We start from the raw sequence: 6835 nt of genomic DNA, 5'->3' as shown, positions 1-6835 counted from the left end.
GGGCGCGGGTGGCGCAGTGGTCGCCGCCGGAACCTCCGGTGACGAGGTGCGGGCGCCCTGCCGCATGAGTGGCGACGACGACGAGGTTCGGCTGACTCCGCGCGTCCGCGCCCCGGCCCGTGCAGCCTGACCGGCTCCGGCGACGACCCGGGTCCCCGACCCCTGGGTGGAGACGACGAAGCCGGCCGCCGACAGTTCATCGAACGCGCGAACCACGGTCCCGCGGGAGAGTCCGGTCTGCTCGGCGAGCGCGCGCGTGGAGGGCAGCCGGTCGCCGTCGGCCACGGATCCGCCGGCGACCAGGTCGATGATCGCGTCCGCCAGCTCCGCAGCCCCCGACACCCGCCCCACCACCAGGGATCCGGGGCGTGCGGTACGGGCCATGGGGTGAGCGTAGGCCACGACACCGCAAAGTGGTCTCACGCATCTGCGCAAAATGGACCTCCCGGGGGCGCCACTTTCGGGGTGGGATGGGTTCCATGACGACCTACCGCCAGTCCCGACGACTCCGCGACGTACGCTACGACGTGCGTGGCCCGATCCTCACCGAGGCGATGCGCCTCGAGGCCGAGGGGCACGACATCCTGCGGCTCAACCTGGGCAACATGCACCCCTTCGGGCTCACCGCCCGGCCGGAGCTCGTCGACGCGGTGGCGGCGGGACTCGCCGCCGGGCAGGCCTACTCCGACTCCCGCGGCATCCCCACCGCCCGCGAGGCCGTGGCGGACTACTACCGCCGACACGGGATCGGTGGCGTCTCGACCGAGAACGTCTTCCTCGGCAACGGCGTGAGCGAACTCATCACGCTGGTCCTGCAGGCCATGGTCGACCCCGGCGACGAGATCCTGGTCCCCGCCCCCGACTACCCGACCTGGACGGGCGCCGTGAACCTCACCGGAGGCGTGCCCGTACACTACCTCGCCGACGAGACCGACGGCTGGAACCCGTCGCTGGAGGACATCGAATCCAGGGTCACCCCACGCACCACCGCCCTGGTGATGATCAACCCCAACAACCCCACGGGCGCGGTGTACAGCGAGGACACCGTCCGGGGGATGGCCGACATCGCGCGCCGCCACGGGCTCGTCCTGCTGTCCGACGAGATCTACGAGAAGGTCCTCTTCGGCGACGCCCGCCACCACCACGCCGCGTGGGCGGCCGGCGACGACGTACTGTGCCTGACCTTCGGCGGGCTGTCCAAGGCGTACAGGGTGTGCGGCTACCGGGCCGGCTGGGTGGTCGCGACCGGCCCGATCGCCGACGCCACCGACCTACTGGAGGGACTGACCCTGTTGTCCAACATGCGGGTCTGCCCCGGCGTCCCCGCGCAGCACGCGATCCCCGTCGCCCTGGCCGAGGACTCACCGTGGGGCCACGACGTGGTGGACCCGGACGGCCGACTCGAGCGGCAGCTGGCCCGGACCGCCGAGCGCCTCAACGCCATCCCCGGCGTGAGCTGCGTGGCGCCGCGGGGCGCGCTGTACTGCTTCCCGCGCCTCGACCGCGAGATGTTCGGCATCTCCAGCGACGAGCAGTTCGCCCTGGACCTCCTTCGCTCCGAGCACGTGCTGGTCACCCACGGCACCGGCTTCAACTGGCCCGAACCCGACCACTTCCGCATCGTGTGCCTGCCGGAGGCGCCGGTGCTCGACCGCGCGCTCGACGCGATCGCCCGGCACCTCGACCGCCTTCGGCTGGCCGCGGCCTGACCAGCCGCCACATCGACTCCGTCGACTCCATCGAAAAGACAGTTCCGCACACGTCGCGCGAGAGGCGGGTGTGCCGAACTGTCTTCTCGACGGGCGTGCGCGGGGGATTCCCGCCGTCGCTCAGTTCTGCAGCGCAGGCTTGATGTGGTTCCAACCGGGCGTGATGTAGTCGACGAACGTCTGCCACCCGTGGAGGCCCTCGTCGCCGTAGTCCACGCGATGCGCGATGCCGTGGCGGTCGAGTTCGCGGGAGAAGCTCCTGGCCCCCTCGATGACCCCCTTTTCCAGCACCAGGCCCTGCAGCATGGCGAAGTAGTCGTCGCCGTAGTTCCGGAGATCCCCTTCGGACACCGCCGTGCCCCCGGTCGCGAAGTACACCGCGGTGCCCTCGAGACCCTCCGGGTGGGAGATCGTGTCGTGGTACTTCCACAGATCGCTTCCGCGCGGGCCCCACATGTTGGCGGAATCGCCGCCGCGCCCATCCACCGAGCCACGGACCGACTGGTAGCCCAGCTCGTCGGTGGTCGAGTAGTAGCCGGAGAGCGCCATGACGCCGTCGTACAGCTCCGGGTAGGTGGCCGCCAGGTGCATTGCGGCCTGCGCACCCATCGACGCGCCGGCGATTCCGTTCTTGCCGTTGTGCTTCGTGCCCCGGGTCGCCAGTTCCGCCTCGACGAGGTCGGGCAGCTCCTCGGTGAGGAACGTCTCCCACTTGTTGTAGCCGAAGACCTCGTCCTCGCTCAGCCAGTCGGACCAGTACGAGGAGGGGCCTCCCGTGGGTGTCACCAGGTGGACGTTCTCCTCGGCCATGCGCGCGGGCATGTTTCCGGCCCGCTTCCAGCCCGAGTTTCCTTCGACCGAGTCGACCCCGTCGAGGAGATACAACACGGGCGCCGACCCCTTGTCCGTCACGCGGGACGGGAGCACCTCGAGCACGATCTCGCGCTGCATGGCGGCGGAGGTGACGAGCCAGTGCTCGTACTCTCCGTGCTGGGTGATGGCGCGGAGCTCGACCGAGTCGATCGAGTCGTCGCGCGGTCGCGGCGGGTTGGGAAGCTCCACGTATGACCCGGTGCCGCCGAGCGGGATGTTGGTGGAACCGGCCGACCCGAGCGACCCGAGTGTCGAGCCCAGCGGAAGGGAACCGGCCGCAGACCCGATCAGCTCCACCTCCTCGAGTCCCAGGGACGAGGTGTCGATATCGCCGCCGATCTGGGCAGAGGCGGGCGCGGCGAATCCCAGGGACAGGATGGCCGCGAGGACGGTGGCGGTGACGGTTGCGCGGCGACGGACGCGGGTGTTCATCGGGGTCCCCTCATTGTGAGTGTGGCCGAGGTGGGTGCGGCCGAGCGATACAGAAGCGGTCCCGCGCCCCGGTGTGGGAGCGCAGGACCGCTTCTCGAGAAGGTCGATCAGGAACCGGTGGACCCGGAGGAGCCCAGGGATCCGGCTGAGCCGGATGCACCCGGGGTGCCCGTTCCGGGCTCGACGTCTCCGCCGTACAAGGCGGGCTTGATGTAGTCCCATCCGGACTCGAAGTTCTTGAGGAAGTTCGGCCAGTTGTGCAGGCCGGTGTCGGCGAAGTCCACCTTGTGCTCGATCCCGGCACGATCGAGTGCCTTCTCGAAGGCCTTCGAGTTCTCGTACACGCCCATCTCCAGCACCAACCCGATTATCAGGTCCTGGTAGTTGGCACCGTACTGCTTGACGTCATCGGGACCGATCTCGGCGTTTCCGGCCGAGAAGTACACAGCCTTGCCGCGCAGACCCTCCGGGTGAGAGATGGTGTCGTTCTCCGCCCACCGCGCGCTACGGTGCGGGCCCCACATGTTCTCGACGTCTCCACCGCGAGTCTCAACGGAGAGCCGCACGGTCTGGTACCCCAGGGCGTCCATGGTCGAGTAGAAGCCACTGAACGACATCACGGCGTCGTAGACATCGGGGTGTGTAGCCGCAAGATGCATGGCCGCCTGAGCGCCCATGGAGATGCCGCCGACGGCTGCCTTGTCATTCGTGTTGAGCCGCTCATCGACGATCGCCGGCAGTTCCTCGGTGAGGAACGTCTCCCACTTGTTGTTGCCCAAGACCGGGTCGATCTCCTCCCAGTCGGTGTAGTACGAGGCGTAGGCACCCGCCGGGTTCACCACGTGAACGTTCTCGTCCTCCATCCGATCAGCGATGTACGCCTGGTGAGCCCAGCCGGTGCTGCTGATCGGCGCACCCACGCCGTCGAGCATGTAGAGGACGGGCGCCTCGCCCGTGCCGCGCGAGGGGACGACCTCGACGGTGATCTCACGCTGCATTGCCTTCGAGGCGATGGTCCAGTACTCGTACGCCTGATCGTTCCCGGCCTTATCGGCGCGGTAGCGCTCGATTCCACGAAACTCCGTCTTGGTGATCGACTCGTCGACCGGAGTGGGCGTGCCGACGGTTTCCGAGGACCCTTCCCCGAGTGGGACGTCGGCCGAGCCGACCGATCCGAGAATCCCTGCGGCCGAGCCGATCGGCACGGAGCCGACGGCGTCGATGATCGCCTCGAAGTCCTCCTGGCCGAGCGCCGACGGGTCGATGAGCGTCGAGGGGTCGATGCTGGCGGTCTGGGCGAAAGCGGGAGTGGCCGACCCGAGGGTCAGGGCGACGGCGAGTGCGCCGGCGGTCGCAGCCGCGGCGCGGCGGAGTCCGAAGGACATGAAGCTCCAAATGTTGTAAGTAGTGACTTACGAAGCTTAATCCGTTCTCAGCTCAAATCGTTACTCACGCCGTGCGAGTCGCTACCCCCGCAGTGCCGCCTCGACCGCCTCGCGCAGGTCCTCGGGCTTCCGGTTGGGTCCGAACCTGTCGATCACGTGGCCGTCGCGACCCACGAGGAACTTGGTGAAGTTCCATTTGATTCGCCCACCCAGCACCCCGGACTTCTCGGACTTGAGCCACTCGTAGAGCGGGTGGGCGCTCGATCCGTTGACCTCGATCTTGGAGAACAGCGGGAACTCCACGCCGAAGTTGCGCTCGCAGAACGCACCGATCTCCTCGTCGGAGCCCGGCTCCTGGTGCGCGAACTGGTCACACGGGAACCCGAGCACTACAAAGCCCTCGTCGCGGAACTCCTCGTACAGCTTCTGCAGCCCCTTGTACTGGGGTGTGAACCCGCACTTGCTCGCGGTGTTGACCACCAGGACGACCTGCCCGGCGTAGTCGGACAAGTCCTTCCCGCTCCCGTCGAGCAGGCTCGCCCGGAAATCCGCGAGAGTGGTCTGGTCGTGGCGCATGGGCACTCCTCGTCGTCGTCCCGACCCCGGTCGGCCGGCCCTCGACGCCATTGTGACCGTTTTCAGGCGCCGCGTGCGGGCGTACTCTGGCAGACCCGCGCGTGAGGAGCCCGCCCGTGAGCCGATTGATCTACACCGCCTTCGTCTCGCTCGATGGCGTAGTCGAGGCCCCCGGCGGCGAGCCCGGGTACCGCAACACCGGCTGGACGTTCGCGGTCGACTTCGACGAGGACGTCTACTCGATCAAGGCCCGCGAACAGGACGAGGCCGGCGCGATGATGCTCGGCCGCGTCAGTTACCAGGCGTTCTCCGCCGTGTGGCCGCAGATGGACGACGAGTTCCCCCGCTACAACGCCATGCCCAAGTACGTGGTGTCCACGACGTTGGCCGAGAGTGACCTCGTCGAGGGATGGGGGACGACGACGATCCTGCGCACGCTCGACGAGGTGGCCGCGGTGAAGGAGGCCGAACCGGCGCCGATCCTCGTGCACGGGTCGGCGACGCTGGCTCGGACCCTCTCCGACGCCGGGCTCATCGACCGTTATCACCTGCTGGTGTTCCCGTTCGTCCTCGGCGCCGGCAAGCGCATGTGGAGCGAGACCGACAAGCCCCGGCAGAAGCTGGAGTTGGTCGAGAGCGAGGCGTACCCCAACGGTGTGCAGAAGCTGATCTACGACGTCGGCGGATTCGACCCGGGCGTCTGAGATCTAGCGGGCCGCGCCGCGGGAGACCTCGGGCATCGTCACCGCCGACACCGCGCCGATCACCCCGAGCACCGCGAGGAAGATCAGCGACCACTGCACGCCCAGCACCGCGAGCGCCGAGCTGATCCCGCCCACCACCAGCAGGATGATCCCCATGGCCGTGTTGCCCACTGCCACGTAGGTGGTCCGGAGATCGCCCTCGGCCACGTCCACCACGTAGGTCTTGCGGCCGACGCGGACGCCGGAGTGCAGCAGCGTGAGCAGGAAGTAGGCCCCGACGAACACCGTGGCCCCGAGTGCCGACCCGCCGTCGAAGCCCGGGATCGAGACCGCGAGCACCAACGCGACCGCCACCGCCGACGCGGCCGTGGCTGCGCCCGCCATGAGCAGTCGGCTCGATCGGTCGGCCAGCCGCCCGAAGACTCGCCCCCCGATGAGGGACGCCACGCCCGAGGCGAGGATGAACCCACCCAACCCGGCCAGCGCCCCGGTGCCCGAGGCGACCGACATCGACACGATGAACGGCGGGCTGAGCGAGGACACCAGCAGCAGGCCGCGGACGGTCACGAACTTGCGGAACGTGGCGTCGTCCCGGAACAGTCGCGCCGCGTCCGCGAACCACGTCGACGACTCCTCCGACGCACCGCCAGTGGCCGCGCCGTGGCCCTTCGTCGCGCCGTGATCCTCCGTCGCGCCGTGGTCCTTCGCTCCCCGGCGGGCGCGCCCGTCGCCGGCCGGCTCGACCACGCGGGAGTACGTCGACGCCGAGAGCAACCACAGCACCGCGCCCGCCACCAGCAGGAACGCCAGTTCGGTGCTGTCGAGGTCGCCGCCGCCTAGGATCCGGATGGCCAGGCCGAGCGTGATCGCGACCAACCCCGCCGCCGACGTGGCCAACCCGATGATCTGGCCGCGCTCCCCCGACGGGATGGTGCGGCCCTGCACGTCCTTCGACGCGATCGAACACAGGCAGCGGCCCAGCGAGAACACCACGAGCGCGACCAGGATGCCGACGCCCGCTGCCGTCCCGTGCCCGAGGGCGGCGATCGCGGCCATTGCCGCCACCGATGCCGCCTGCACCAGCGCGCCCGTGACGAACACCCACTTGCGGCGGCGCACCCGCACCACCAGCGGCGTGAGGAAGGCCTGCGGCAGC

At 69.0% G+C, this 6835-nt stretch carries 7 protein-coding genes; 2 read left to right on the top strand and 5 right to left on the bottom strand.

Features of this window, described 5'->3' with window-relative positions:
• Nucleotides 1-384: GntR family transcriptional regulator (locus G6023_RS14150; protein WP_182636109.1), on the bottom strand; the 384-nt coding region annotated here is incomplete at its 3' end.
• A 95-nt stretch (nucleotides 385-479) separates the two neighbouring features.
• On the opposite strand from G6023_RS14150, the gene G6023_RS14145 reads away from it, so the two are divergent.
• Nucleotides 480-1709, top strand: a complete 1230-nt coding sequence (locus G6023_RS14145; protein ID WP_069389845.1) for an aminotransferase class I/II-fold pyridoxal phosphate-dependent enzyme — start codon at nucleotides 480-482, stop codon at nucleotides 1707-1709.
• A 120-nt stretch (nucleotides 1710-1829) separates the two neighbouring features.
• Here the strand turns inward: G6023_RS14145 and G6023_RS14140 are convergent, their stop codons facing one another.
• The 3 genes from G6023_RS14140 to G6023_RS14130 form a co-directional block, all read right to left on the bottom strand.
• The gene (locus G6023_RS14140; protein ID WP_182636107.1) at nucleotides 1830-3014 is read right to left on the bottom strand and encodes an alpha/beta hydrolase; all 1185 of its coding nucleotides are present in this window, start codon (nucleotides 3012-3014) and stop codon (nucleotides 1830-1832) included.
• 107 nt (nucleotides 3015-3121) lie between these two features.
• Nucleotides 3122-4399 (bottom strand): alpha/beta hydrolase, encoded by a 1278-nt coding sequence (locus tag G6023_RS14135; protein WP_182636105.1) that lies wholly within the window; start codon nucleotides 4397-4399, stop codon nucleotides 3122-3124.
• A gap of 81 nt (nucleotides 4400-4480) precedes the next feature.
• On the bottom strand, nucleotides 4481-4975 hold the full coding sequence (locus tag G6023_RS14130; protein WP_119192097.1) for a glutathione peroxidase: 495 nt from the start codon (nucleotides 4973-4975) through the stop codon (nucleotides 4481-4483).
• A 116-nt stretch (nucleotides 4976-5091) separates the two neighbouring features.
• Between G6023_RS14130 and G6023_RS14125 the strand changes: the two genes are divergently transcribed.
• Nucleotides 5092-5679, top strand: a complete 588-nt coding sequence (locus G6023_RS14125; RefSeq protein WP_182636103.1) for a dihydrofolate reductase family protein — start codon at nucleotides 5092-5094, stop codon at nucleotides 5677-5679.
• 3 nt (nucleotides 5680-5682) lie between these two features.
• On the opposite strand, the gene G6023_RS14120 is transcribed toward G6023_RS14125, so the two are convergent.
• The coding region (locus G6023_RS14120; protein WP_182636101.1) for an MFS transporter at nucleotides 5683-6835 on the bottom strand (1153 nt) is incomplete at its 5' end.

It is taken from the genome of Dietzia sp. DQ11-71, from assembly GCF_014144995.1.
Taxonomy (GTDB): Bacteria; Actinomycetota; Actinomycetes; order Mycobacteriales; family Mycobacteriaceae; genus Dietzia; species Dietzia kunjamensis.
This window is presented reverse-complemented; position numbering and strand designations above follow the sequence as displayed.

Bases quoted from the DNA above. Each gene is read 5' to 3' on its own strand.
- G6023_RS14145 (WP_069389845.1), top strand. From the start codon at position 480: ATGACGACCTACCGCCAGTCCCGACGACTCCGCGACGTACGCTACGAC.
- G6023_RS14140 (WP_182636107.1), bottom strand. From the start codon at position 3,014: ATGAACACCCGCGTCCGTCGCCGCGCAACCGTCACCGCCACCGTCCTC.
- G6023_RS14130 (WP_119192097.1), bottom strand. From the start codon at position 4,975: ATGCGCCACGACCAGACCACTCTCGCGGATTTCCGGGCGAGCCTGCTC.
- G6023_RS14135 (WP_182636105.1), bottom strand. From the start codon at position 4,399: ATGTCCTTCGGACTCCGCCGCGCCGCGGCTGCGACCGCCGGCGCACTC.